This is a genomic window from Suttonella indologenes, from assembly GCF_900460215.1.
GTDB lineage: Bacteria > Pseudomonadota > Gammaproteobacteria > Cardiobacteriales > Cardiobacteriaceae > Suttonella > Suttonella indologenes.
On sequence record NZ_UHIA01000004.1, the window covers coordinates 247,024 to 272,378 of the forward strand.

Consider the following 25,355-nt stretch of genomic DNA (forward strand, 5'->3'; position numbering starts at 1 on the left):
GTTTATTGTATAAGAAGCTTATCAAAAGGGAAAAAATAAGGGTACGATGATGACGGTCATGATTAGGAGTAAGAATTGCAAAGGCAGCCCTACGCGTCCGAAGTCGCTGAAGCGGTAACGCCCGGGAGCAACAATCAGCGAGGTGACGGGACTGGCAATCGGGGTGGCGAAGGCGGTGGAAGCGGCGATTGCCATGCTGAGCATAATTGGCTCGGGGGCAATGCCCAATTGCTGCGCCATTTGGATGCCGATGGGCGCGACCAATACGGCGGTGGCGGTGTTGGAGATAAAGAGGCTGAGGATGTTGGTCAGCACAAAGATGAGTATCATCAAGGTGATGCCGCTCATTTCTCCGAAGAAATCCAGCATGGCATTGACCACAAAATCCATGCCGCCGGTTTTTTGCATGGCCAGTGCCAGGGGCAGCATGCCGGCAATCAGCACCAGACTGGTTTCATTGAGGGATTGATAGGCTTCTTTGACGCTGACGCAGCCCGCCATAATCATCAGCATGGCGGCGAGCAGGGCGGCAATCACATTGGGCAGCCAATTAAATGCCATGGCGGCAATCATGGCAAGCAGAATGATCACGGCAAGCGGGGCGTTTTTCTCATGCGGAGCGACGTCGTCCATTTCTGCAGGGGTTTGCAGGATAATCAAATCGCGATTGCTGCTCATGGCTTGGATATGCGACCATGCGCCGGCAAAGAGAAGTTGGTCGCCGGCTTCGAGTCGCGTTTCATTATATTGGGTGGCGAGGACTTTGCCCATGCGGCGCAGGGCGATGTTGTTTAATCCGTAGCGGCGGCGGAAGGCGGCTTCTGCCGGAGTCATGCCGATGAAGGCCGAATCGGGCGGCAGCAGTAGTTCCATATAGCCGAAGCCGTGCTGAATGCGCTGCATTTCCGAGGGCATATAGTTTTGGGCGCGCAGATGCTGTTCTTGGCACAGGCGTGCGATGTCGGCTTCTTGTCCGTAAAGCCACAGCACGTCGTTGGCTTCAATAAGGGTGTTGAGCATTGCCGGCACGAATTCGCTGGCAAGGCGTCCTTTGCGCGCAATGGCAAAAAGGGTAACGTTGTAGCCGCTGCGCAGGCTGAGTTCGGTAATCGTGCGCCCGATGACGGGGCTGTCGTTGGCAATGTAGAGTTTGTGCAATTGCCCGTCTAATTCATAGCGGGCGGTAAAATCGGCTAGGCTTCTGTGTGTGCCGCTGTTGCCGTCTAGCGGATATTTGGGCAATAAAAGCCGCCCAAGCGTAAAGACATACACTAAAGATACCGCCACTAAGATAAAGCCGATGGTGGTAAAATCGAAAAAGCCGAAGCCAGCACGTCCCGCCTTGCTGAGTTCTTCGCTGACGATGATATTCGGCGGCGTGCCGATGAGTGTGGTCGTGCCCGCCACAAGGGTAATCAATGCCACCGGCATCAGCAGGCGGGCAGGGTGCAGCTGGGCTTTGCGCGCCATATTGAGAATAATCGGAATCAAAATGGCGACCGTGCCGGTGGAAGAAATACTGGTCGAGAGCAGGGAAACCACCGGCAGCAGCACCAATAAGAGCCGCACTTCGCTTTTGCCGCCCAGCTTCACAATCACATTGCCGATGGCGCTTGCCACGCCCGTGCGGAAAATTCCTTCGCCGACCACAAACAAGGCGGCAATCATGATGACGATGTTATCGCCGAAACCTTTGACGGCTTCCTGCGGCGTGAGAATGCCGGAAACTCCAAGCGCGACCACCACGCCCAATGCCACCATATCCATGCGGAAACGATCGCTTAAAAAAATAATAATGGTTGATACGAATAAGGCAAAAACAAATAACATCTCAGCGTTCATGGCGGCGCTCCTTGCCGATTATTTATTAAAATTTTAGCATTTTCTTTTTCTATGCGTGCAGACAAATGCCGATGCGGAAAATCAGGGATTGTCTGAAGAATAGAAAAACATATGGGCGTAATTTTGCCAAACAATAAAAATACGTTTTCAAAATGATTTTTGCTTTATCAATTTATATCTTAATGAATTTTCATCAGGTTGCACAGATTCGATTTGCAGAGCCGCGCAAAAAAAGATAAAATAAAAACCATCAAATTTTTAGTTTATTTGTTAGAAACAGAGGGTATGTTATGAAAGATATTCCAGAATCTCCGGTCGCATGGCAGGGTTTTGTTGCCGGTAATTGGCAAAATGAAATTGATGTGCGTGATTTTATTCAGAAAAACTACACGCCTTATGAGGGCAATGCCGATTTCTTAGCCGGTCCGACAGAAGCCACCAATACCTTATGGGCGGAAGTGGCGGAAATGATTAAGGTCGAAAACCGTACCCATGCGCCTTATGATATTGATACCTATACGGTTTCTACCATCACTTCGCATGAAGCCGGCTATGTTCAAAAAGATTTGGAAACCATTGTCGGTTTGCAAACGGATGCGCCTTTGAAGCGTTCAATTATGCCTTTCGGCGGTTTGCGCATGGTGGAAAACAGCTGCGAGGTTTACGGTCGCAAGCTCAATCCGATGGTCAGCGAGATTTTCACCAAATACCGCAAATCGCATAATGAAGGCGTGTTTGATGTGTATACGCCGGATATTCTGCGCTGCCGCAAAGCGGGCATTTTAACCGGTTTGCCGGATGCTTATGGTCGCGGACGTATTATCGGCGACTACCGCCGCGTCGCGCTCTACGGTATTGACCGCCTGATGCAGGATAAAGTCGCGCAATTCAATTCTCTGCAAGAGGATTTGGAAGCTGGTAATGATTTGAATGAAGTGATTCGTCTGCGAGAAGAAATCAAAGATCAATATACCGCTTTGGGTCAGATGAAAGAAATGGCGGCAAAATACGGCTTTGATATTTCCCGCCCTGCGGAAACCGCGCAAGAAGCCGTTCAATGGACGTATTTCGCCTATTTGGCGGCGATTAAATCGCAAAACGGCGCTGCGATGTCCTTTGGTCGCGTATCGACTTTCTTGGATATTTATATTGAGCGCGATTTGAAAGCCGGCAAAATCACGGAATCGCAAGCACAGGAATTGATTGATCATTTGGTGATGAAACTGCGTATGGTGCGTTTCTTGCGCACGCCGGAATACGATCAATTATTCTCAGGCGATCCGATGTGGGCGACCGAATCTATCGCCGGTATGGGCTTGGACGGCCGTACTTTAGTCACCAAGAGCAGCTTCCGCTTCTTGCAAACCCTGTATAACATGGGCACTTCTCCAGAACCGAATATGACGATTCTGTGGTCGGAAGCTCTGCCTGAAAACTTCAAACATTTCTGCGCGAAAGTTTCGATCGACACTTCTTCCGTGCAGTATGAAAACGATGATTTGATGCGTCCGGACTTTGAATACGACGACTATGCCATCGCTTGCTGTGTCAGCCCGATGCGCGTAGGCAAACAAATGCAATTCTTCGGTGCGCGCGCCAACTTAGCCAAAACCTTGTTATACACAATCAACGGCGGTATGGACGAAAAACTGAAAACCCAAATCGGCCCGAAAACCGAGCCTATTTTGGACGAAGTCTTGAATTATGATGTGGTCATGGAAAAAATGGATCACTTCATGGATTGGCTGGCAAAGCAATATATGACCGCGCTGAACATCATTCACTATATGCATGATAAATACAGCTACGAAGCGGCATTGATGGCATTGCACGACCGCGATGTGATTCGCACCATGGCTTGCGGTGTTGCCGGTTTGTCTGTAGCGGCGGATTCATTATCAGCGATTAAATATGCCAAAGTGAGCCCGATTCGCGATGAAAACAATATCGCTATTGACTTCAAAATCGAAGGTGATTATCCGCAATTCGGCAATAACGATGACCGCGTGGACGAAATTGCCTGCGATTTGGTTGAGCGTTTCATGGCGAAACTGAACAAACTCAAAACCTATCGCAATGCCATTCCGACCCAATCCGTTTTAACCATTACTTCTAACGTGGTTTACGGTAAGAAAACCGGTACTACCCCTGACGGTCGTCAGGCAGGATCGCCTTTCGGACCGGGCGCGAACCCGATGCACGGTCGTGATGTGAAAGGTGCGGTAGCTTCCTTGACCTCGGTAGCGAAATTGCCATTCGCCTATGCGAAAGATGGTATTTCCTACACCTTCTCTATCGTGCCCAGTGCCTTAGGAAAAGACGAGCAAACCCGCAGCCGCAATTTGGCAGGTTTGATGGACGGTTACTTCCACCATGAAGCGGCAAATGACAGCTTCGCCGGTATCGAAGGCGGACAACATTTGAACGTCAACGTGCTGAATCGCGAAATGCTGGAAGAAGCGATGGAAGACCCGGATAAATATCCGCAATTGACCATCCGCGTTTCAGGATATGCGGTGCGCTTCAATTCATTGACCCGTGAGCAGCAACAAGACGTGATTACCCGAACGTTCACAAAAAGTTTATAATTATCGCTGATCACATTAAACAAGAAGCTGGGGACAACCTCAGCTTCTTTTTTTCAAAAGTGAGGACATCGTGCAAACAGAAGGCATCTTGCATTCCATAGAAACCTGCGGAGCGGTCGACGGGCCGGGCTTGCGTTACATCGCCTTTTTCCAAGGCTGTCTGATGCGCTGCCTTTATTGTCATAACCGCGACAGCTGGCCTTTGCAAAGCGACACCAGCCAAATCGTTACCGTTGCGGAATTGATGAAAGAAGTCATGAGTTATCGCTTCTATCTTAAAGCCAGCGGCGGCGGGGTAACCGCCTCCGGCGGCGAACCGCTACTGCAATATGAATTCATCGGACAATGGTTTGCCCAATGCCGCGCCGCAGGGCTGAATACCTGCCTCGATACCAACGGCTATGCGCGTTTCTACGATGAAAAACTGGACTATTTGCTCGATCATACCGACCTCGTCATGCTCGATTTAAAGCAAATCGATCCGCAGCGGCATAAAGCCTTGGTCGGCGTGCATGTGGATAAAACCCTGAAATTCGCGCAATACCTAGCCGAGCGCAAGCAAAGTGTGCGCGTGCGTTTGGTCGTTGTGCCGGGGTATACCGATGACGATGCCACCGCCCATCTCTTGGGCGAATTCATCGCCCCGATGGAAAACGTGCTGGAAGTCGAGCTGCTACCCTATCATGAACTGGGCGCGCATAAATGGGCATTATTCGGCGATACCTACAAATTACAAGGCGTATTGCCGCCGCCCGCAGAAACCTTGCAACGCATTCAAGGCATACTGGCGCAATACGGCAAAAAGGCATTTTTCTAATTGCAATCGCCTCGCAAATGCGGGGCGATTTTTTATCCACGATCTTGCACAATCCCTGTGTGCATAAAGCGGAACAGCCTGTGGGAAAGCAGCTTAAGACACTCAAAGGGCAACAATAAATCTGTAATGCTCAAAAAATACACAGCAAAAATCCCTATTGTTTTTGCAAGAGATTTTCCCTATTACCGCAAGGCAGATGCCAGTAAAACATGTTTTGTCCCTCAAATGCACAAGTCTTGTGTCTGAGAAAGGGAAAAAGCTGTGCATAGCTCGCTAAGTCCATTATGCCTTTGCAATAAATCTGTGCTGATTAAAAAATGCGCAGTCAAAAGCCGTCTTGTTTTTACGCCATATTTTGCTGCATGAGAATATAGCGGCGGGGGCAGTATCGCGCAATAAACACAATAATGCTGTGCATAGGGCAGGAAAAGCTGTGTAAATCTTGCTAGACGAATGAAATAGCAATAATAAAAATTTTCTGCTTAAAAAGTAAGCAGTGTATGCGCTTTGCTATAGTCGGAGAAGTGAAAAAGTAGTTCAAGGCGGCGAGCCGCAGACAGTACAAGAGCGTACGGCAAGGCGAGCCAACGCCGTAATACTTTTTCAATTCTTTGACTATATTCTCCATCATGTGTGTCGCCGAAGAATTGAAACAGTGCGGCTTTATGCGACTGCTCCGCCTCTTCGACGATAGCGCGACAATCCCAAGTCTTCCGCTTCGATTTCCGGCGTCTTGCCGCTGATGATGTCGGCAATCAGACGTCCTGCGCCTAAGGACATCGTCCAGCCCAGCGTGCCGTGTCCGGTATTGAGGAAGAGGTTGGCATAGGGCGTTTTGCCGATAATCGGCGTGCTGTCGGGCGTGTTGGGGCGCAGTCCGCACCAAAATTCGCCGCGTGCCATATCGCCGCCCTGCGGGAATAACTCACGCGTGACCAATTCCAGCGTTTCGCGGTGTTTCTGCCGCAATTGCAAATCATAGCCGCAGAGTTCCGCCATGCCGCCGACGCGGATGCGTTCGTTTAAGCGCGTGATGGCGACTTTATAGGTTTCGTCGATAATGGTGGATTGCGGAGCTTGGTCGGTGTCGATAATCGGCAAGGTGAGAGAGTAGCCTTTGACGGGATAAACGGGAATATCCAAGTGCAGGGCTTGCAGCATGGGGCGGCTGTAAGCGCCTAAGGCGGAGAGAAAGGCATCGCCGGTAAAAGTTTTGCCGCCGGCAATCACGGCTTCGATTTTGCCGCCCTGCGTGTTAAAGCCTTCAATCGCATGTTCATAATAAAACTGTACGCCCTCGGTCTGCAGGCGTGCCGCGGTGCGCGTGGTGAATAAATGGCAGTCGCCGGTTTGGTCTTGCGGCAGATGCAGGGCGGCGACAATCGGGGCGGCGGCGCCGCTTAATGCCGGCTCGAATTGAAACATTTCCTGCGGATTGAGCAGGGAAAACGGCACGCCGTATTGCGCCAAAATCTCCATGTCTTTCGCCGCGGCATCGACTTCTTTTTGACTGCGGAAAATCTGCAAAGTACCTTTCTGCCGTCCTTCGTAATCAATGCCTGCCGCCTGAAATTCGGCAAACATCGCGCGGCTGTAATCGGAAATCCGCACCATGCGCGCCTTATTTTCCTTATAACGCGCTTCGCTGCAATTGGCGAGCATCTGCGACAGCCATTGCATCTGAAAGCGGCTGCCGTCGGGGCGCATAATCAGCGGCGAATGTTTGCGCAGCAGCCATTTTGCCGCTTTCAGTGGTATCCCCGGCGCCGCCCAAGGCGTGGTATAGCCGAAAGATAATTGTCCGGCATTGGCTTTGCTGGTTTCCAAGCCTGCGCCGATATGTTTGTCAATCACTAACACTTCATGTCCTTGGTGGTGCAAAAACCATGCGCTGGCAATCCCTACCACACCTGCGCCTAAAATCACGACTTTCATTCATCACTCCTCTTTAAAATAAGCCTTATAGTCTAAGCAAGTGCTAAAATATTTTTCACTTATTTTTGTCGTAAAAAAAGGTTTTTCATCGGTAATTCGGCTAATAAACAGGAAAAAATATGCAATTAGATAAAATTGACCATAAGATTCTGCAATTGCTGCAAGGCAATGCCCGTCTGTCGATGACGGCTTTGGCGGAAAAAGTCGGACTGTCCGTGTCGCCGGTAACGGAACGTGTGCGCCGCTTGGAGCAAAGCGGCGTGATTCTGCGTTATCAGGCAAGGTTGAATCCTGCCGCTTTGGGTTTGGGTTTGCTGGTATTTGTGGAGCTGAAGCTACATAGCAAATCAGGGCATACTTTTGATGATTTCCGCCGCGAAGTGCGCAAAATTCCGCAGGTGCTAGGTTGCTATCTCATCAGCGGCGAATACGATTATCTGCTGAAACTGCGTCTGCCGGATATGGCGGCGTATCGCGAAGTCTTGGGCGGGATTTTGCTGCAATTACCTGCCGCGATTGAAAGCCGCAGCTATGTGGTCATGGAAGAAGTGAAAGACGAAGAGGATTTTTATTGGCGACCTTAATCCCGCCATGCCTCATCGACAAATGAGAACCGCCGCTATTTATAGTTTCTTCAGATTAAAATGAGACAATAAAAATTTTCAACATATTGAAAAATATTTCAATATGTTGTGTTAAGGCATATCATTTTAATCTGAAGAGACTATAGCGGCGGTTTTTTCTATGGGAAGATTATTGCAAAGCCTTGCGCATGGCTTGTTTGAAATCTTCTAAGGCGCAGAAGCCTTGCGTATTCACAGGGCAGTTGGCGATTTCCAAAGTGACGCGCTGCGGCGGATTGCTGTCGCTAAGCGCTTGCGCTTGGCGCAGCTGCTCGGTGCTTTGGTAGAAATATTCGATTTTTATCCATTGCTTGTCTTGCGGATCGCGCCATTGTTGGAAGGCGATTTTGCCGCCTGAAAAAGTTTACGCTTTGTAATCATCGGCTTCAAGGAAAAGATAAAAAAATAGCGCTAATTCTTTTTTCTTATCGCCGCTAATACTTTGATTTGTTTGTTTTTGCAGAAAATAGAAAATTTTTTGAGCATTTCTGTTTGTATTTGTATATTGACAAGACTATAATTCAAAACCTAAAGGTTTTTTAACAAAGTCGCGCCGCATGATGCCGATTGTGATGAAAACGCCGCATGATGTTGCCGCTGCTGATTTCATCAAAATTTCCTTACTGGTTGAAACCCTTTAGGGAGGATAATCTTGTGGGAGAGGTGTAACCTCTTCCAATTCAGGGCAACACGTAGAGCGACGCTTTATGTGTCGCTCTGTGTGTTGAAACATGACCTGCTAAAGCAGAAAGGAGTATTTGTGAAGCCACATCTTTTAGCCGAGCGCGTCGCCGAGCATAAGCGGAGCGGCAAAGGCGGCATCACTTCCGTATGTAGTGCTTTGCCGGCGGTGTTGCGCGCTGCCGCTGCCTCCGCTAAAGCCCATGATGCCGTTCTCTTAATCGAATCCACATCCAATCAAGTCGATCAATTCGGCGGTTATACGGGTTTGACCCCTGCGCAATTTATCGCCCAAACGCGGCAATTGATTGCCGACTGCGGTTTTCCTTTGGAAAAACTGGTTTTTGGCGGCGACCATCTCGGGCCGAATGCTTGGCAGCACGAAACGGCGGCAGAAGCGATGCACAAGGCGGAAGAATTGCTGCGCCAATACGCGGCGGCAGGTTTTCAGAAAATCCATTTGGATTGCAGTATGAGCTGCGCCGACGACCCTGTGCCGTTGGACGATTTGACCGTTGCCACCCGTGCCGCGCGTTTGTGCAAAATTGCCGAAGCCGCCGCGCCGAATCAGGATATTGTCTATATCGTGGGCACGGAAGTGCCGGTGCCGGGCGGTGCGCAGGAAGATATCGAGGGCATTACGCCGACTTCCGCCGCTGCTGCGGCAAAAACCTTGGCGGTGCATCAGGAAGTCTTTGCACAGGAAGGTTTAAGCGCGGTTTGGCCGCGCGTTATCGGCTTGGTGGTGCAGCCCGGTGTGGAATTCGATCATCTGCAAGTGGTGGATTATGTACCTGAAAAAGCGCGCGAATTGGTGGCTTTGGCGGAGACTTTCCCCCATGCGGTTTTTGAAGCGCATTCCACCGATTACCAAAGCCGCCATCATCTCGCCCAATTGGTGCGCGATCATTTTGCGATTTTAAAAGTCGGACCGGCGCTGACTTTCGCTTATCGCGAAGCCCTGTATGCGCTTAACCGCGCCTTGCTGGCGGTTTATCCCGATGCGGCTGCCGATGTGGCGGCGGTCATGGAAGCCACGATGCTGGCCGAGCCTTCGCGTTGGCAGAAATATTATCACGGCGATGCGCAGCAGCAGGCATTGCTGCGCGTTTACAGTCTGTCCGATCGTATGCGTTATTACTGGCCGCAGGCGGCGGTGCAGGCAGAAATTGCCAAATTCCATCAAGCCTTTGACCAAGCCGAGCTGCCTTACGGCGTTTTGCATCAATATCTGCCGCAGGCGGTAGAAGTCTGCCACAATCACGGCGAAGCCTTCAGTGCCGCCAATTTGATTGAGCAGCATATCCGCTTTGCTCTCGAGCCCTATTATTCAGCCACAGACGGAGCAGGCGCATGATTGCAGACAAAGATATTGCTTATTTTCAGGCGCAGGGCGCGCAAGCCACCGCACGGGAAATCAGCGGACAGGCACAGGCTTGGTTGGAAATTCCCCAATTATTACAGCATGATCAAGCCGCATTGCAGCCGCTTGCCGCTGCGCTGAACAATCCGCAGGCGACGGTCATCTTTAGCGGCGCCGGCACTTCCGCCTATGTCGGCGATATTGTCGCGCCCTTGATTGCGCCGCTTGCCGCCGCGCATTGCCAAGCGATTGCCAGCACCGATTTTGTCGCCCAACCTGCCGACCGTCTGCCGCGTCATGCCGAAGGAATTTTCTTTACCTTTGCGCGTTCGGGCAATTCGCCGGAAAGTGTGGACAGTATTGAAAAACTGGCGATTGTCGCGCCAAAAATGCAGCCTTATGCGGTAACTTGCAATGCACAGGGACAATTGGCGCTGGACGGACGCACCTATAGTTTGCTGATGCCGCCGCAAACCCATGACGCCAGCTTTGTCATGACATCCAGCTTTTCTACCATGACGCTCTACACCGCCGCCTTATGCCGCCAAGCCCTCGGATTGGCGGCATCGGACTTTAGCGCGCTTGCCGAGGCTTCGCAGCAGATTAACCGTCAGTTTTATCACAGCGCGACGGCGGACACCTTGCTACAAGCGCAGCGTCTGATTTTCTTAGGCAGTAGTGCGCTTTACGGCGCGGCACGCGAATGTGCGCTGAAAATTTTGGAAATGACCGCGGGCGCGATTCCCACCATGGCGGAAACCTCGCTCGGCTTCCGACACGGACCGAAATCCCTAATTAATGCGCAAACGGCGGTTATGGTTCTGCCGAGCAATCATGCCTATACCCAACAATTTGACGCCGACATCATCCGCGAATTAGCCAATGACGGCAGCGCGGCGGCAATCGTCGTGCCGGCAAGTGCGGAATTTTTTGCGCGTTTTGAGGATATTGCGGCGCATCCGAGCGTCATTGCGCTACCCTATGCGGCGGCAGGCGACAGCTTCAGCGACGACTATCTGGCGGTCTTGGCGGTGCAATACGCGCAATTGCTCGGTCTGCGTGCCGCGATTGAACGCCGCATTTCCCCCGATAATCCCAACCCCAGCGGACAAGTGAACCGCGTGGTGAAAGGCGTTCGCCTATACCCTTATTCGACATCATAAAAAAGGAGAGAGATATGCCTAATATTTTATTGACGCGCATCGATAACCGCCTGATTCACGGGCAGGTCGGGATGACGTGGACAAATTGGCTGGGCGCGAATTTGGTTCTCGTCGCCGATGACGAGCTGGCGAATGACGAAACCCAGCAAGCCCTGATGGAAATGGCGATTGCGGGCGGTGCGGAATCGCGTTTCTTCAGCCTGCAGAAAACCATTGATGTGATTCACAAAGCGGCGGACAGACAGAAAATTTTTCTGGTTGTGCGTGATCCGCAAGCCGCATTGAAATTGGTAGAAGGTGGCGTGCCGATTGACAAAATCAACGTCGGCAACCTGCACTTTGCCGAAGGCAAGCGGCAAGTCTCGAAAGTGATTTCCGTCACCGAAGACGATGTCCGCTGCTTTAAGGCGCTGGAAGCAAAAGGCGTTCCCTGTACCGCACAAGGCACGCCCGATGATAAAAAAGTGCCGATTCTTCAACTGCTTGAAACGGAGTAAACCATGGAAGCCACAGAAATCATTGCCCAATTCAGCCTTTGGCAGGCTTTGGCGGTCGCCATCTTTGCAGGGATTGCAGGGATTGACCTCTTTAACGTGCTTACCCATATCCACCGCCCGATTATCGCCGGTCCGATTGTCGGCTTGCTCTTAGGTAATCCGCAGGCGGGCTTGGTCGCAGGAGCGAGCTTCGAGCTGATGTGGATGGGCTTGGTGCCGCTGGCAGGCGCGCAGCCGCCGAACGTGGTGCTGGGCGGCATCATCGGCACCGCCTTTGTGATTGCCACAGGACAAACCGCCGAACAGGCGATTGTGGTCGCGATACCGGCGGCGGTATTCGTGCAAATGTGCATCACCTTCTTATTCACCGCCTTCTCGCCGCTGATGAGCACCGCGGATAAATATGCGCAAACCCTGAATTTCAAAGGCATTGCCAATCTGAACTATCTCGGCATGAGCATCTTATTCGTCTTCTACTTCTTCATCGCCTTTGCAGCGATTTACTTCGGCGCGGAAGCCGCACGCGGCTTAGTCAGCCTGATTCCGAAATGGATTACCGACGGACTGCAAATGGCGGGCGGACTGATGCCGGCAATCGGCTTCGGCATCCTGCTTAACATCATGTTACAACGCCAATACATCGCCTACTTCCTCATGGGCTTTTTGCTCGCCGCCTATTTCCAACAACCGCTGCTGGCGATTGCCTTAGTCGGCGTGGCATTTGCCCTGATTGAATACTATCTGCGCGAAGCCGTGCCGCAAGGCAGCGCCAAAGCCGATAAATCCGAAGATTATGAAGAGGGTATCTAAAATGAGTGAACATCAAAAAGAAATCGTCAGCGGTGCTTATGAAGATTTAAGCGCACCTAAAGTCATTACCCCGAAAGACCTGCGCCGCATGGCTTGGCGCTCGCTCTTCCTGCAAGCCTCCTTCAACTACGAACGCATGCAGGCAAACGGCTGGCTATACAGCATCTTGCCCTCGCTGCGCAAAATCCACAAAAACGAAAACGACCTGAAAAAATCTATGGCAATGCACTTGGAATTTTTCAACACCCATCCGCTCTTGGTGACCTTCATCTCGGGACTGGTGCTGGCAATGGAAGAAGCCAAAGAACGCATCGACACCATCCGCGCGATTAAAGTCTCCACCATGGGGCCGGGCGGCGGCATCGGCGACGCCGTATTCTGGCTGACCCTGCTCTCTATCTGCGGCGGCATCGGTGCTTCCTTCTCCTTGCAAGGTTCGTGGCTGGGGCCGATCTTCTTCTTTGTGCTGTTTAACGTCGTGCATTTCTCCCTGCGCTTCGGCTTGGCAAGCTACGGCTACAAAATGGGCGTATCGGCGATTAAAAACCTCAAAGACCAAACCAAAAAACTGGCGCATGCCGCCTCAATCGTCGGTTTGATGGTAATCGGCGCGATGACCGCCAGCTATGTCCGCTTGGAATCAGGTCTGCAACTGGTACGCAAAGCCGGCGACGCCACCTTTGTCTACACCCTGCAAGGCGATTTGGTCGATAAAATCATGCCGGCATTGCTGCCGCTCTTATGGACGCTCTTCATTTTGTGGCGGATTAAAAAAGGCAGCTCACCGCTGAAATTGGTCATCATGACCGTTGTCTTCGGTTTAGTTTGCACCTTGTTGCCGGTGCTGCTGAAAACCATGTTCGGCTGGGAAATCATCGACCCTGCCGTCTTAATGGAACGCGGCAATTTATTCGGCAAACCTTGGGGCAATTAAGCGACAATAGACAGGCGGCGCCAAGCGCCGCCTGTGCTTTTTCGGTAAATCGGGGCAGGGCATTACGCCTTGTTCCGAATGAAAACAGATTAATAAGGAAGCAAAATGATACATCTCATCATCTGCGGGCACGGACAAATCGCCGACGGTCTTCTGTCAGGACTCAAACTCTTGGCAGGTGAAGTTAACGCCTGCCACAGCCTCAACTTCCCCGAAGGCATGAGCAGCGAAAGTCTTGCCCAATCCCTGCGAAACATCGTCGCCGCCTGCCAAGACAAGCCGATATTGATTTTTACCGACATCATGGGCGGCACCCCCTTCCGCCAAGCCGCATTGATTGCCAACGAACGCCCCGACTGCGAAATCATCAGCGGCATGAATCTGCCCATGCTGATTGAAGCCGTGATGGAACGCGACGAAGCGGAGAACGTGGCGGATTTCGCCGAAAACCTCGTGCAAAACACCCGCGACAGCATCGCCCGCTACTCCGCCTTATTGCAAAGTCGGATAAAAAACAATCCTGTCGTCATCGACGACGACGGCATTTAAGGATTTTAGCGAGAGATGAAGATAAAAAAAGCGGCAATTTGATCTTGCCGCTTCAATTTTGTATTAGCAACTTTGTATTAGCAACTGTAGTACAGTTCGAATTCCAAAGGATGGACTTGCAAACGCATTTTCGCCACTTCTTCTCGTTTGAGGGCAATATAGCCTTCAAGTAAATCGTCGTTAAATACGCCGCCTTGTTTTAAGAAATCGCAGTCGGCTTCCAGCGCGTCCAAGGCTTGTTCTAATGAAAACGCCACTTGCGGAATGTTTGCCGCTTCTTCCGGCGGTAAATCATATAAATCCTTATCCATCGCTTCGCCGGGGTGGATTTTATTTTTGATGCCGTCTAAGCCTGCCATCAGCAGGGCGGCGAATGCCAAATAGGGATTGGCGCTGGAATCGGGGAAACGCACTTCAATGCGGCGCGCCTTAGGATTGGTAATATAAGGAATGCGCACCGAAGCCGAGCGGTTGCGCGCCGAATAAGCCAACATTACCGGCGCTTCAAAATGCGGCACCAAACGTTTGTAGCTGTTGGTTGAAGGATTAGTAAAGGCATTCAAGGCACGGGCATGTTTGATGATGCCGCCGATGTAGTAAAGCGCCATGTCGGATAAGCCGCCGTAGCCGTCGCCGCTAAAGAGATTCTTGCCGTCTTTGACCAAAGACATATGCACATGCATGCCCGAGCCATTATCGCCGACGATGGGCTTGGGCATAAAGGTCGCGGTTTTGCCGGCGGCATGAGCGGTGTTGTGAATAATGTATTTCAACTGCTGAACTTCATCGGCTTTGCGTACTAAGGTGTTGAAACGCACACCGATTTCGCATTGCCCCGTGGCGACTTCATGATGCTGCACTTCCACGCTTTGTCCCACTTGCTCCAAGAGTTCGCACATTTCCGCGCGCAAATCTTGCAGCGAATCCACCGGCGCTACCGGCAGATAGCCGCCTTTCTGTCTGGGACGATGCCCGCTATTACCGGTGTCATAGTCTTTTTCACCGTTCCAATAGCCTTCTTCGGTGATGATTTCAAACATGACTTTATGTGCGGCACTGCTGAATTTCATTTCGTCAAAGACGAAAAATTCGTTTTCGGGTCCGAAAAGGGCGGTATCGGCAATGCCTAAGGATTGCAGATAGGCTTCGGCACGGCGGGCGGTGGAGCGCGGATCGCGGGCATAGCCCTGCATAGTATCGGGTTCGATGACATCGCAGGTGATGACGAGGGTTTTATGCTGATAGAAGGGGTCGATGTAGGCGGTGGCAGGGTCGGGCATCAAAATCATGTCCGAGTTGTGGATGCCTTTCCAACCGGCAAAAGAAGAGCCGTCAAACATTCTGCCTTCTTCAAAAAAATCTTCGTCGATACTGGAGGCGGGGCTGCTGATGTGGTGTTCTTTGCCGCGCGTATCGGTAAAGCGCAGATCGACAAAGCGAACCTCTTCTTCTTCAATTAATTTCAAAATACTGTCAATATTCATAGCATTACTCCCTTCGATAGATTCAACAAAGCCTTTTTATCACTTTGTTTTTATGCTGATTTTAAAAACAAACGCGGTATTTTGCATCATTGCGGGCTAAAAATAAAGCCTCTTGGATTGAGAAGGCGGCGCCGTATGCCGCCGCTTAGGCTTGTTCAGGCGTATCGTCTTCGCCGTAATACATGACGCCGATTTTGATTTTTTCGCGTCCTTTGCTGATACGCCACGCATTGGTGTCGCGCAGGGAATATACGCAACCGCAGTATTCCTGCATATAGAATTTTTCGCGTTTGCTGATTTCTATCATGCGTTGGCTGCCGCCGCCTTTGCGCCAGTTGAAGGTCCAATATTGCACGTCAGGGTAGGGGGCTGCCGCACGAATACCGCTTTCATTAATTTGCTGCATGTTTTTCCAGCGGCTGATGCCTAAAGAACTGGTGATGACGGGAAAGCCGTTTTCATGCGCATATAAGGCGGTGCGCTCAAAACGCATGTCAAAGCACATGCTGCAACGCGCGCCGCGTTCGGGATCCCATTCCATGCCTTTGGCGCGGGCAAACCAGTTGTCGCTGTCGTAGTCGCAGTCAATAAAGGGGATGTTGAATTTTTCCGCGAAGGCGATGTTTTCATCTTTGCGCAGATTGTATTCTTTGCGCGGATGAATGTTGGGGTTGTAGAAAAAAATGGTGTAATCGATGCCGCTGGCGAGCATGGCTTCCATGACTTCGCCCGAACAGGGCGCGCAGCAGGAATGCAGTAAGACTTTGTTATGCCCGTCGGGCGGAACGAGTTTGGGGCGTTCGTGTAATTGCATGTTTATTCCAAGTAGTAATTGGGTTCTGCTTCAATGGGGCGGCGTTGATTAAATACGTCTGCCGGAATCGGGCAGGGTTCGTGTTCGCTGAAAATATAGGTGCTGCCTTTGTACAGGATTGCACCGCTGCAAGGCAGATTGCCGCTGCCTTGCGCGTTAATCGTAGGGATATGGACTTCGGCTTGGCTGAATGCCGCTTCCTCGGCAGGGGCTTGCGTGCTTGCGTAAGCAGAAGGTACGAGATGGGTTTGCGCATCGGCGCGGCTAGGGTCGGCCTGAGTCGGGGCTTGCTGTGCGACGAATTCTTCTTCGGCTTTGCCTCGGCGGATGAGTTGGCATTGGCTGAATTTGCGTTTGCCGTCTTCATCGACATAGACGTCGCGACCTTGGTTTTTGCAGCGGTAGATGCTGCGGTCGGATATGCCGTTTTGATTGGGGGTGTTGCTGTTGCCAATGGTAGGTGCATTGCCTGCGCGTGCCTGTCTTTGCGCGGCGCCCACGGCGGCAGCGTGCGGATCGTAGCCGCCGCGTTGTAAAACGCCGGCTTCACGGTCGCGTTGGACTTGTTCGTAATCGGTCATTAAGCGTCCGTAGCTATCATAGCTGGTCTGCTGTGCTTGGGCGCCGATTGCGCCCAAGCAGATAAGGAGAATGATTTTTTTAAACACGGCTCAAAATCAAGGTTGCATTAGTGCCGCCGAAGCCAAAGCTGTTGCTCATGACGACATTAAGGGTTTTATGAATGTTTTCGCGCACAATCGGCAGTTTGTCCGCCGCTTCGTCAAGCGTGAAGATATTCGCCGAGGCGGTAACGAAGTCATTTAACATCATCAGCAGGCTGTAAATGGTTTCGTTCGCTCCTGCTGCGCCTAGGGCATGTCCTGAAAGGGATTTGGTCGAGCTGATTAGCGGAATATCTTGGTTTTTGAAGGTTTCTTTAATCGCTTCTAGTTCGCGCATATCGCCGACGGGTGTGGATGTGCCGTGCGCATTGATATAGTCCACTGTGCCTTTATGGGTTTCGAGTGCCATTTGCATGCAGCGTACCGCGCCTTCGCCGGAGGGGGCAACCATGTCGTAGCCGTCGGAGGTCGCACCGTAGCCGGTGACTTCGGCGAGGATTTCCGCACCGCGCGCTTTGGCGTGTTCGTATTCTTCAAGCACTAAAATACTGCCGCCGCCTGAGATGACAAAACCGTCGCGATCGGCATCGTAGGCGCGCGAGGCGAGTTCGGGGGAATCGTTGTATTTGCTGGAAAGCGCACCCATGGCATCAAACAGGGAAGTCATGGCCCAATGTTCTTCTTCGCCGCCGCCGGCAAAAACAATATCTTGCTTGCCCATTTGAATCAGTTCCGCCGCATGGCCGATGCAGTGCGCGCTAGTTGAGCAGGCGCTGCTCATGGAATAGTTGACGCCCTTGATTTCAAAAGGCGTGGCTAAGCAGGCGGAAGTGGTCGAGCCCATAACTTTGGTCACGGCATAAGGACCGATACGTTTGACGCCGCTGTTGCGTAGAATGTCCGCCGCTTCGACTTGCACTGATGCCGCCGCACCGCCGCTGCCGACGACTAAGCCGGTGCGCGGATGAGAAATATGGGCTTTTGTCAGCTTGGCTTGCTCGATAGCCTGCTGCATAGCGATGTAGCAATAGGCGGCGGCGCTGCTCATAAAGCGCAGGGCTTTGCGGTCGATAAACTCTTTGAAATCCAGATTTTTAATATTGCCATGTACTTGCGAACGCAGACCTAATTCGCGGTAGGTCTCGCAAAAGCGGATGCCGGATTTCAAATGTTGCAATGAATCCAACACTTCTTTGATGTTATTGCCTAGGCTGGACACAATGCCCATGCCGGTGATGACGACTCTCTTCATGATTCTCCTTAATGATTAAGGCTGCTGTTCTTCGTTGGTGAATAATCCCACTCGCAGATCAGTGCCTTGGTAGATTTCCTTGCCATCCACGCTTAAGGTGGCATCGGCAATACCGAGCACCAGTTTGCGCATAATGACGCGTTTCATATCAATACGATAAGTGACTTTTTTATTGCTCGGCAACACCTGATCGACAAATTTGACTTCGCCGCAGCCCAGTGCGCGTCCGCGCCCTTTGCCGCCGGACCAACCCAAGAAAAAGCCGACCAATTGCCACATGGCGTCTAAGCCGAGACAGCCCGGCATAACGGGATCGCCTTCAAAATGACAGGCAAAAAACCATAAATCGGGGCGGATATCCAATTCGGCGATGATTTCGCCTTTGCCGTATTTGCCGCCGTCGGCGGTAATGCTGACGATGCGGTCGATCATCAGCATATTCGGCAGCGGCAATTGGGCATTGCCTGCACCGAACAGATTGCCTTTGGCGCATTCGATGAGTTCTTCGTAGCTGTAGCTGTTTTTAGGACTAAATGGGGTCATATTGTTCTCTTTGATTAATTTACCAGCGCCTTTTTATAGGCATTTGTGAGCTTCGCGTCAAGTTCATACACGTCTTTTGCGCTGCGAATATTACCGCTCGGATCTGCCCAAGTCGTCCAATAGACTAAATATACAGGGGTTTGCTTTTGTAGATTCGCCCATTGCTCTTTGCTTTGATTACTGGCGGTTTTGATTTTCTCGGGCGTCCATGAACTGCCCTTTAAGAGCAGGTTGGCAAAATCCATGGGATCTTGCAGACGAATACAGCCGGAACTGAGCGCACGATTGCTTCTGCCGAACAAGCCTTTGCTTGGGGTGTCGTGCAGATAGATGGCATGTTCGTTAGGGAAGAGGAATTTGACGCGTCCTAAGGCGTTTTGACCGCCCGGTTTCTGCCGCAGGCGGTAACTGGTGCCGGCGCTGCTCCAATTCACATCGCTGGGTCTGACGACTTTGCCGCCGGGCGAAATGGCTTCGTAGCTGCCGTTAAAGGCGGCGGGATTGCGGATAAGTTGCGGCAGTTTGTCTTTGCGCATAATGGTGGGCGGCACTGTCCATGTCGGACTCATGACCACATGGCGCATACGATCGACAAAGCGCGGGGTTGCACGGTCTTTGCGTCCGACAACCGCTTTGGTTTGATAGATGTTTTTATCGTTTTCAACGACGGTGACTTCATAAGAAGGAATATTGACGAAAATGTAGCGCTGCTCATGCCAATCCTGCGCCATCCAGCGAATACGCTCCATATTGATGACCAAATCATCGGTTTTGAGCTGCTGATCGCGGTTGAGTATGTATTGCTGTTTGAGCGCTTGATAGGCGGTATCTTGTGCATTGATTGCCTGAATCGGGCTCAGTACGTCTTGCGCATTGATGCCTTCTGCCAACCAAGCGGCTAATTGCTCATGGCTGACTTTGGGCGCATTCCATGTGCGGTCGATTTTTTTCGCATCCACGATGCCGTTGGCCAAATCATAGACTAAGGACAACCAAGCATCGGTGAGCAAAATCTCTAGAGCGGTGATGTCCTGATAATGTGTGCCGGCTTGTAAATAATTGATAATGTTTGCGTGATACCGATTAGGGTTTAAGGCATCATCTGCGGATGCCTTAATCGCTTCCTGCAATTGCGCGATAATCGGATTGGGAACGGTTTCATGCGTCCAAATGGTCGGGAATTGCTCGCGCCGGTAAAATTCGGCCACCAGTTGCGGCTGATTGAGCTTTACGGCATTGTGATTGATAGATACGCTGCTAAGCGGCTGTTGCAAGGCTTCCATCAGATGAATGCGGCGGCTGTTGAAGGGCATCATCTCGCTGCGGATGCTGGGTTGTGCAGGGACGACTGTCTCCGCTTCAATAGTTTGAGCGTTTAAGATGTCTTCCGGATTGGCATCCGGCGGCAGATTATCCGCCAGACTTGGCGGCGCCTCGTCAAAAATACTATCCTCAGTCGCGTCAATTTGTTGTGCTTGAGCAACAGTGAGTAAAGTCCCTAAAACGGCTATTGTGAGAATGCAACGAGAAGTGCGCAATGCCATAGATTTCCCTATAATTTGAATGCAAAAAACTTGCGTAGTGTAACTTTTTTTTTCGCTGCCGACTAGTCTTTGATGCGATGAAGTAGTTTTTTTACAACAGTTAATCTGAGTAACTTGTTTTTCTACCACAGGGCGGCATGTCGGAATAAATATGCTAGGATAAGTGTTTTTAGCGGCGAAACGGCAGTGAAAACAGAACAGACGACAGCGCCTATCGGCAACAGCGCAAAACTTATCGGCGAACCGGCAGGTATGCTGCGCATTTTTTCCGCCATGGTTTATGACGGCTTATTGATTGTAGGCTGTTTGGTTGCCTTGGGCTTCGTCGCTTTTGCGTTGAATGCGGCGCAGCCGATTCGCGAAGGTTGGAAATTGCAGCTGTTGCGTCTGGCAATGCTGGCTTTATGGGGCGGATTTTACGCTTATTTCTGCTCGCGCCAAGGGCAGACGTTGGGCATGCGCGCATGGAAATTGGTCTTAAGCGACGGCAGTGGGCATGCGCCGGCTTTCGGGCGGGTGCTGTGGCGGTGGGCGATTGCCCTAGGTTTGGCACTTGCGCCTTTTACGCTGCTGTGGCTGTCGGCAGTCCTGACTATCGAGCAACGCGGCACGCTGTATGCGGCGCTATTGCTGCCGCTGCCGCTTATCTATGGTAGCGCGTATCTTTCTCCGCAAAAACGCAGTCTTATTGATATACTGAGCCGCACGCAGCTTCTGCGCGTGCAGCAAAATCCTTATCCCAAAATCAAACGGAGTAAAAAACATGTTTCGTGAAATTCAGCAATTGCCAGACGATCCTATTTTGCGTCTTTCTCAGTTGTGCCGCGATGATGCGCGCAGCCACAAGATTGATGTCGGGGTGGGGATTTTTATTGACGAGCAGGGCAATACGCCGGTCATGCGCGCCGTAAAAGCGGCAGAACAACGCGTATGGGAAAGCCAAAGCACAAAGAAATATCAGCCGCTGTCGGGTAATCCCGAGTTCAATGCCGCGATGGGTAAATTGGTTTTAGGCGATGCTTTTGACGGCGCGCGCATGCGCGTGAACCAATCCACCGGCGGCACGGGCGCTTTGCGCGTCATCGGCGAAGTGATTGCCGCCGTGCAGCCTGAGGCGACTTTGTGGATTCCTGACCCGACTTGGGGTAATCATATGGCGGTATTTACGGCGGCGGGCGTGAAATTTGACCGCTATCCTTATCTGGATCCCGAAACCTGCGAAGTGGCGCGCGATAAGGTGTTTGCCGCTCTGGCGCAATTGGGCGACAAGGATTGCGTCTTATTGCACGGCTGCTGCCATAATCCCAGCGGTGCGGATTTTAGTCGCGAAGATTGGGAAAAAATCGCGCAATTGGCTAATGAAAAAGGCTTTGTGCCGATTATTGATTTTGCCTATTTAGGTTTGGGCGAGAATTTGGAGGACGATGCCTGGGGCGTACGCCATGTGGTTAAAAACGTGCCGCAGGCTTTGATTGCGGTGTCTTGCTCGAAGAATTTCGGTTTGTACCGCGATCGCAGCGGCGTGATTATCAGCGTGGCGGAAAATGCCGAGCAAGTGAGTGCTTTGCAAACGCAGGTCAATGCCGCTACCCGTACCACTGTCTCCATGAGTCCCGACCATCCAGCGGCAATTGTGGCGACGATTTTAAACGACGCCGCTTTGAAAGCCGATTGGGAACAGGAGCTTGCCGATATGTGCGGCTTTATCCGCAGTCGGCGTGAGAAATTGCAGGCGGCAATGGCGGATGCCGGCGGTCGCGACTGGTCTTTCATTACCCGTCATCACGGCATGTTTTCATTGCTGCCGTTGGGTGCGGAGCGAGTGCAGATCTTGCGTGAAGAATTCGCCATTTATATGGTCGGCACCGGGCGGATTAACCTTGCCGGTTTGCGCAATGATGACATGATTCGATATTTTGCCGAATCGGTTAAAACGGTCTTGGCGCGGACGTAAAGTTTAGCGCTTAAAAATGCCCTGTCTTAGCGGTAGGGCGTTTTTTATGCTTAGCTAACGATGCGATGTAGGATTATGTTGATATTAATTATCTGTCATATCGTCGAAGAATTGAAAACTGATACAAGTGGCAAATTGCAGACGGTAGAGAGTATGGAAAAGAGAGGCGAAGCTGTCACTCTTTTTAAACTCTTCGGCTATATTAATATTTTTTAAGTCGTGAAAATAAAAATAACAAAATATTCTAAATGAATTTAATTAATCACCTTACCTTAAGAAGTATTTTAAGCTAAGATTCCTTAATACGTCTGCGGTTGTTCAAAATCTAATCGCAATCGTTTGTATTTGTATTTGTTGCTTATGGAGTTTGCGGTGAAAAAATATTTGTTATTGTGTTTCTTGTTTTTTATAAATCAGCCTATTTTTGCCTCGCCTTATCAATTTAATTTGCAAGGTCATGCAGGAGAGGTCAGCGATAGTGATTTTAAAGGACAATATATTTTGCTGACTTTCGGCTTCACTTCCTGTCCGGATATTTGCCCGACGGTATTATATGAAATAGCGCAAACCTTGAAATTGCTAGAGCATCCCGAAAAATTGCAGGTGATTTTTGTCAGCATTGATCCGAATAATGATGATTTGCAGCGCTTGCAGCAATACGTGGGTTATTTTGACAAACGCATCTTGGGATTAACCGCCGACTATGAGAGTTTGAAGGCAATGGCCTCTGCTTATGGCGCCACTTTCGGCTATAAACATCAGGGGCAAGAGGTTGCGCCGCCTGATCTGCCTTTGGGCTATGGCGTTTATCATAGCAGTTTGACGTATTTGCTCTCACCTGAACGCGAGCGTTTGGAAGTTTTTACCTCGCAGGTCAAGCATAAGACGATGGCGCAAGTGATCGGCAAATATCTCAAGCAATAATGGCGTGCTTGAGTATTTTGTTTCTCTGTTGAATATTATAAAAATTTTATTAAGCGCTTGATGCATATCAAGTACAAAACATGGGCGAAAGCTTACAATTCGGCAAAATTTATTACGATTCCAAATCATCATGAAAACATTGTTCTGCGTATTGATTGTGATTTTACTCAACCTTTTTTCGCTCAGCCATGCCGATATGGCGGAGCAGAAGGCCTATTTATCCAATTTATCCACCTTAGAAGAATTTATCGCCACCGTACCGGCCACCGAGTTTTTCCCCGAGGCGGAGGGCTACGGCGAGGTGCAGAAAAATCCTCATCAAGTGCCGGTTTTGAAAGGGCAGGAAGTCTTAGGCTATGTGTTTTTAAATTCCGATTATGTCAACAGCGGCGGCTATTCCGGCAAACCGATTCGGATTTTAATCGGCGTGGACAAGGAATTTGTGATTCGTGCGGTCAAACTGGTCAAGCATTCCGAGCCGATTGTCCTCATCGGCATCCCTGAGCAAAAAATCAATGATTTCATGAAGCAATACAGCGGTCGGAATTTCATCAGTCAGCGCGATATTCCCGTGCCCGAGGTCATTTCTGGAGCGACGGTTACCGTGATGGTGATCAATGAAACCATTGCCCGCGCCGTGCAATCCCTTGCCGCCCAATTGCAGAATGAGGCGCAAAGCAGTCCGCAAACGGCGGCGGTGCCGGAATTTTTATTTGATATCAATGCAGAGGCGGCAACCGCTGCCAATTGGCAGGAGATGATTGCCAAAGGCGAAATCGCGCATTTGCATTTAAGCGTAGGGCAGGTTAATCAAGCCTTTAGCGATGCGGGCAAAACGCAGGCGGCAGGCATCAGCGAGTCCGATAATCCTGAAGATACCTATATCGATTTATACACCGCATTGGTCAGCCATCCGGCGCTCGGCAAGGTTTTATTGGGCGATGCGCTGTATCAGCAAGCCAGCAGCCGCTTGAAAGAAAACGAGTCTTTGATTTTGGTGGCGGGCGAGGGTTTGTATTCCTTCAAAGGTTCGGGCTATGTGCGCGGCGGGATTTTTGACCGCATTAAGGTCGAACAAGACGGCGCCGGTTTCCATTTCCGCGACCGCAATCACCGCCGCGTCGGCGATATCATGGTGGCGGGCGCGCCGAAATTTAAGGAAATCGCCTTGTTTACCGTGACGGAAGACAATCAATTCAATCCTTTAAACCATTGGAATTTGACGCTTTTATCCAACCGCGCCACAGGGGCGACCAGCAAGGAATTCATTTCTTTCAATCTGCCTTACCGTCTGCCCGAGCATTTATTGTCAAAACGCGCCAATCCCGATTATGTGGCACCACCGCCCGCCGCTGCGGAAAACAGCGCGGAAAAGACTGAAGTATCAGCGGCGCAAAATACGGCTTCCGTTCAGCAAGAGAGTATTCAAGCTAAAATCGCCCGCGATGCTTGGCAGCGCAAAACCGTACATATCGCCATATTGAGCACGGCTTTAGTCTTGCTGATTGCTATCTTTATGTTCCAAGATTGGTTTGCCCAACATCAAGTTTTCTACAAGAGGCTGCGCATTGCCTATCTCTGCTTTACTTTATTCTGGATCGGCGGCTATTTGGGTGCGCAATTATCGGTGGTCAATGTGCTGACGTTTACCAATTCTTTAATTTCGGGCTTTGATTGGTCGTATTTCCTCATGGATCCGATGATTTTTATGCTCTGGTGCGCGACGGCTTTCGGTGCTTTGCTATGGAATCGCGGCGCTTTCTGCGGCTGGCTCTGTCCTTTCGGCGCTTTGCAGGAGCTGACTAATGCCGTCGCGAAAAAATTCGGCGTCAAACAAATCAAATTTCCTTTCCGTGTGCATGAACGTCTGACCGCGCTGAAATACATCATCTTTTTATTATTATTCGGTTTTTCTCTGTATGATTTGGGCTTGGCGGAGCATTTGTCAGAAGTCGAACCCTTTAAAACATCGATTATTTTAAAATTCCAACGCGCTTGGCCTTATGTGGCTTTCGCCCTGATTTTGCTGGCAATCGGCTTATTTATCGAGCGTTTCTACTGCCGCTATCTCTGCCCTTTGGGCGCGGCTTTGGCGATTCCCGCCAAATTACGCCTCTTCAATTGGCTCAAACGCTATCAGGAATGCGGCAATCCCTGCCAAAAATGCGCTCAAGAATGTCCGGTGGAGGCGATTTTCCCCGAAGGCAATATCAATGAAAACGAATGTATCCAATGCTTGAACTGCCAAGTGCTGTATCACGACAAACAGCGCTGCATGCACTTGCTGCTTGAAATCGAAAAGCAGCAGAAATACGCAGCCCGAGCGAAAAGAAATGCCCAGCGACTTGCCGAAAACGAGGCGGCGGTCGGTGTTCACAATCCCGTATAATGAGTTGTTCGCATTCATTATGCCTC

Annotated in this window: 22 protein-coding genes; 14 read left to right on the plus strand and 8 right to left on the minus strand. The window is 50.7% G+C overall.

The genetic code is table 11. The annotated features are described in order from the left end of the window. Window positions 1–21: 21 nt before the first annotated feature. The gene (locus tag DYC63_RS05240) at window positions 22–1,842 is read right to left on the minus strand and encodes an SLC13 family permease (RefSeq protein ID WP_115218271.1); all 1,821 of its coding nucleotides are present in this window, start codon (window positions 1,840–1,842) and stop codon (window positions 22–24) included. Window positions 1,843–2,132: 290 nt separating this feature from the next. Between DYC63_RS05240 and pflB the strand changes: the two genes are divergently transcribed. Further along, complete coding sequence (gene pflB, locus DYC63_RS05245; protein WP_115218272.1) at window positions 2,133–4,430, plus strand: formate C-acetyltransferase; 2,298 nt, start codon at window positions 2,133–2,135, stop codon at window positions 4,428–4,430. A gap of 67 nt (window positions 4,431–4,497) precedes the next feature. Next, the gene (gene pflA, locus DYC63_RS05250) at window positions 4,498–5,247 is read left to right on the plus strand and encodes a pyruvate formate-lyase-activating protein (RefSeq protein ID WP_115218273.1); all 750 of its coding nucleotides are present in this window, start codon (window positions 4,498–4,500) and stop codon (window positions 5,245–5,247) included. Between the two features lie 663 nt (window positions 5,248–5,910). Here the strand turns inward: pflA and DYC63_RS05260 are convergent. Then, entirely contained in the window at window positions 5,911–7,182 is a 1,272-nt protein-coding gene (locus DYC63_RS05260) for a D-amino acid dehydrogenase (protein ID WP_115218275.1), read from the minus strand. A gap of 119 nt (window positions 7,183–7,301) precedes the next feature. Between DYC63_RS05260 and DYC63_RS05265 the strand changes: the two genes are divergently transcribed. The 8 genes from DYC63_RS05265 to agaF all read left to right on the plus strand — a co-directional run bounded on the left by DYC63_RS05265 (window position 7,302) and on the right by agaF (window position 13,802). Continuing rightward, window positions 7,302–7,766: an Lrp/AsnC family transcriptional regulator gene (locus tag DYC63_RS05265; RefSeq protein WP_115218276.1), complete on the plus strand. Its 465-nt coding sequence runs from the start codon at window positions 7,302–7,304 to the stop codon at window positions 7,764–7,766. Between the two features lie 188 nt (window positions 7,767–7,954). Beyond that, window positions 7,955–8,092 (plus strand): hypothetical protein, encoded by a 138-nt coding sequence (locus DYC63_RS12595; RefSeq protein WP_172459428.1) that lies wholly within the window; start codon window positions 7,955–7,957, stop codon window positions 8,090–8,092. 473 nt (window positions 8,093–8,565) lie between these two features. Beyond that, window positions 8,566–9,843, plus strand: coding sequence for a class II D-tagatose-bisphosphate aldolase, non-catalytic subunit (locus tag DYC63_RS05270; RefSeq protein ID WP_115218277.1), 1,278 nt, complete (start codon window positions 8,566–8,568; stop codon window positions 9,841–9,843). Then, a complete protein-coding gene (locus DYC63_RS05275) occupies window positions 9,840–11,012 on the plus strand; it encodes an AgaS family sugar isomerase (protein ID WP_115218278.1) in 1,173 nt (390 codons plus the stop codon). Before DYC63_RS05270 ends, DYC63_RS05275 begins: the two co-directional genes overlap by 4 nt. 14 nt (window positions 11,013–11,026) lie before the next feature. Next, window positions 11,027–11,509, plus strand: coding sequence for a PTS N-acetylgalactosamine transporter subunit IIB (agaV, locus tag DYC63_RS05280; RefSeq protein WP_072281009.1), 483 nt, complete (start codon window positions 11,027–11,029; stop codon window positions 11,507–11,509). 3 nt (window positions 11,510–11,512) lie between these two features. Continuing rightward, a complete protein-coding gene (gene agaW, locus DYC63_RS05285; protein WP_072281010.1) occupies window positions 11,513–12,319 on the plus strand; it encodes a PTS N-acetylgalactosamine transporter subunit IIC in 807 nt (268 codons plus the stop codon). Between the two features lies 1 nt (window position 12,320). Beyond that, window positions 12,321–13,253, plus strand: a complete 933-nt coding sequence (locus DYC63_RS05290; RefSeq protein ID WP_218564555.1) for a PTS system mannose/fructose/sorbose family transporter subunit IID — start codon at window positions 12,321–12,323, stop codon at window positions 13,251–13,253. A 105-nt stretch (window positions 13,254–13,358) separates the two neighbouring features. Then, complete coding sequence (gene agaF, locus DYC63_RS05295) at window positions 13,359–13,802, plus strand: PTS galactosamine/N-acetylgalactosamine transporter subunit IIA (protein WP_115218280.1); 444 nt, start codon at window positions 13,359–13,361, stop codon at window positions 13,800–13,802. Between the two features lie 77 nt (window positions 13,803–13,879). Here the strand turns inward: agaF and glnA are convergent, their stop codons facing one another. From glnA to DYC63_RS05325, 6 genes are all read right to left on the minus strand, one after another. Continuing rightward, entirely contained in the window at window positions 13,880–15,286 is a 1,407-nt protein-coding gene (gene glnA / locus DYC63_RS05300) for a type I glutamate--ammonia ligase (protein WP_115218281.1), read from the minus strand. Between the two features lie 145 nt (window positions 15,287–15,431). Next, entirely contained in the window at window positions 15,432–16,100 is a 669-nt protein-coding gene (locus DYC63_RS05305; RefSeq protein ID WP_115218282.1) for an epoxyqueuosine reductase QueH, read from the minus strand. 2 nt (window positions 16,101–16,102) lie between these two features. Further along, window positions 16,103–16,768, minus strand: coding sequence for a hypothetical protein (locus DYC63_RS05310; protein ID WP_115218283.1), 666 nt, complete (start codon window positions 16,766–16,768; stop codon window positions 16,103–16,105). Further along, window positions 16,761–17,975 carry a beta-ketoacyl-ACP synthase I gene (gene fabB, locus DYC63_RS05315; protein ID WP_115218284.1) on the minus strand — a complete coding sequence of 405 codons (1,215 nt, stop codon included), beginning with the start codon at window positions 17,973–17,975 and terminating at the stop codon, window positions 16,761–16,763. The genes DYC63_RS05310 and fabB overlap by 8 nt, the downstream gene beginning before the upstream one ends. A gap of 15 nt (window positions 17,976–17,990) precedes the next feature. Then, entirely contained in the window at window positions 17,991–18,518 is a 528-nt protein-coding gene (gene fabA, locus DYC63_RS05320) for a 3-hydroxyacyl-[acyl-carrier-protein] dehydratase FabA (RefSeq protein ID WP_115218285.1), read from the minus strand. A 14-nt stretch (window positions 18,519–18,532) separates the two neighbouring features. Continuing rightward, window positions 18,533–20,062 (minus strand): L,D-transpeptidase family protein, encoded by a 1,530-nt coding sequence (locus tag DYC63_RS05325; RefSeq protein WP_115218286.1) that lies wholly within the window; start codon window positions 20,060–20,062, stop codon window positions 18,533–18,535. A 186-nt stretch (window positions 20,063–20,248) separates the two neighbouring features. Between DYC63_RS05325 and DYC63_RS05330 the strand changes: the two genes are divergently transcribed. From DYC63_RS05330 to DYC63_RS05345, 4 genes are all read left to right on the plus strand, one after another. Further along, window positions 20,249–20,836, plus strand: coding sequence for an RDD family protein (locus DYC63_RS05330; RefSeq protein WP_115218287.1), 588 nt, complete (start codon window positions 20,249–20,251; stop codon window positions 20,834–20,836). Further along, the gene (locus DYC63_RS05335; RefSeq protein ID WP_115218288.1) at window positions 20,826–22,016 is read left to right on the plus strand and encodes an amino acid aminotransferase; all 1,191 of its coding nucleotides are present in this window, start codon (window positions 20,826–20,828) and stop codon (window positions 22,014–22,016) included. Before DYC63_RS05330 ends, DYC63_RS05335 begins: the two co-directional genes overlap by 11 nt. Window positions 22,017–22,388: 372 nt before the next feature. Next, entirely contained in the window at window positions 22,389–22,940 is a 552-nt protein-coding gene (locus tag DYC63_RS05340; protein ID WP_172459429.1) for an SCO family protein, read from the plus strand. A 130-nt stretch (window positions 22,941–23,070) separates the two neighbouring features. Beyond that, window positions 23,071–25,329, plus strand: coding sequence for a NosR/NirI family protein (locus DYC63_RS05345; RefSeq protein ID WP_115218290.1), 2,259 nt, complete (start codon window positions 23,071–23,073; stop codon window positions 25,327–25,329). Window positions 25,330–25,355: the final 26 nt, after the last annotated feature.

Coding starts and splice junctions, on each gene's coding strand:
- DYC63_RS05240 (WP_115218271.1), bottom strand. CDS start 1,842: ATGAACGCTGAGATGTTATTTGTTTTTGCCTTATTCGTATCAACCATT.
- pflB (WP_115218272.1), top strand. CDS start 2,133: ATGAAAGATATTCCAGAATCTCCGGTCGCATGGCAGGGTTTTGTTGCC.
- DYC63_RS05260 (WP_115218275.1), bottom strand. CDS start 7,182: ATGAAAGTCGTGATTTTAGGCGCAGGTGTGGTAGGGATTGCCAGCGCA.
- DYC63_RS05265 (WP_115218276.1), top strand. CDS start 7,302: ATGCAATTAGATAAAATTGACCATAAGATTCTGCAATTGCTGCAAGGC.
- DYC63_RS12595 (WP_172459428.1), top strand. CDS start 7,955: ATGGCTTGTTTGAAATCTTCTAAGGCGCAGAAGCCTTGCGTATTCACA.
- DYC63_RS05275 (WP_115218278.1), top strand. CDS start 9,840: ATGATTGCAGACAAAGATATTGCTTATTTTCAGGCGCAGGGCGCGCAA.
- agaV (WP_072281009.1), top strand. CDS start 11,027: ATGCCTAATATTTTATTGACGCGCATCGATAACCGCCTGATTCACGGG.
- agaW (WP_072281010.1), top strand. CDS start 11,513: ATGGAAGCCACAGAAATCATTGCCCAATTCAGCCTTTGGCAGGCTTTG.
- DYC63_RS05290 (WP_218564555.1), top strand. CDS start 12,321: ATGAGTGAACATCAAAAAGAAATCGTCAGCGGTGCTTATGAAGATTTA.
- agaF (WP_115218280.1), top strand. CDS start 13,359: ATGATACATCTCATCATCTGCGGGCACGGACAAATCGCCGACGGTCTT.
- glnA (WP_115218281.1), bottom strand. CDS start 15,286: ATGAATATTGACAGTATTTTGAAATTAATTGAAGAAGAAGAGGTTCGC.
- DYC63_RS05305 (WP_115218282.1), bottom strand. CDS start 16,100: ATGCAATTACACGAACGCCCCAAACTCGTTCCGCCCGACGGGCATAAC.
- fabB (WP_115218284.1), bottom strand. CDS start 17,975: ATGAAGAGAGTCGTCATCACCGGCATGGGCATTGTGTCCAGCCTAGGC.
- fabA (WP_115218285.1), bottom strand. CDS start 18,518: ATGACCCCATTTAGTCCTAAAAACAGCTACAGCTACGAAGAACTCATC.
- DYC63_RS05325 (WP_115218286.1), bottom strand. CDS start 20,062: ATGGCATTGCGCACTTCTCGTTGCATTCTCACAATAGCCGTTTTAGGG.
- DYC63_RS05335 (WP_115218288.1), top strand. CDS start 20,826: ATGTTTCGTGAAATTCAGCAATTGCCAGACGATCCTATTTTGCGTCTT.
- DYC63_RS05345 (WP_115218290.1), top strand. CDS start 23,071: ATGAAAACATTGTTCTGCGTATTGATTGTGATTTTACTCAACCTTTTT.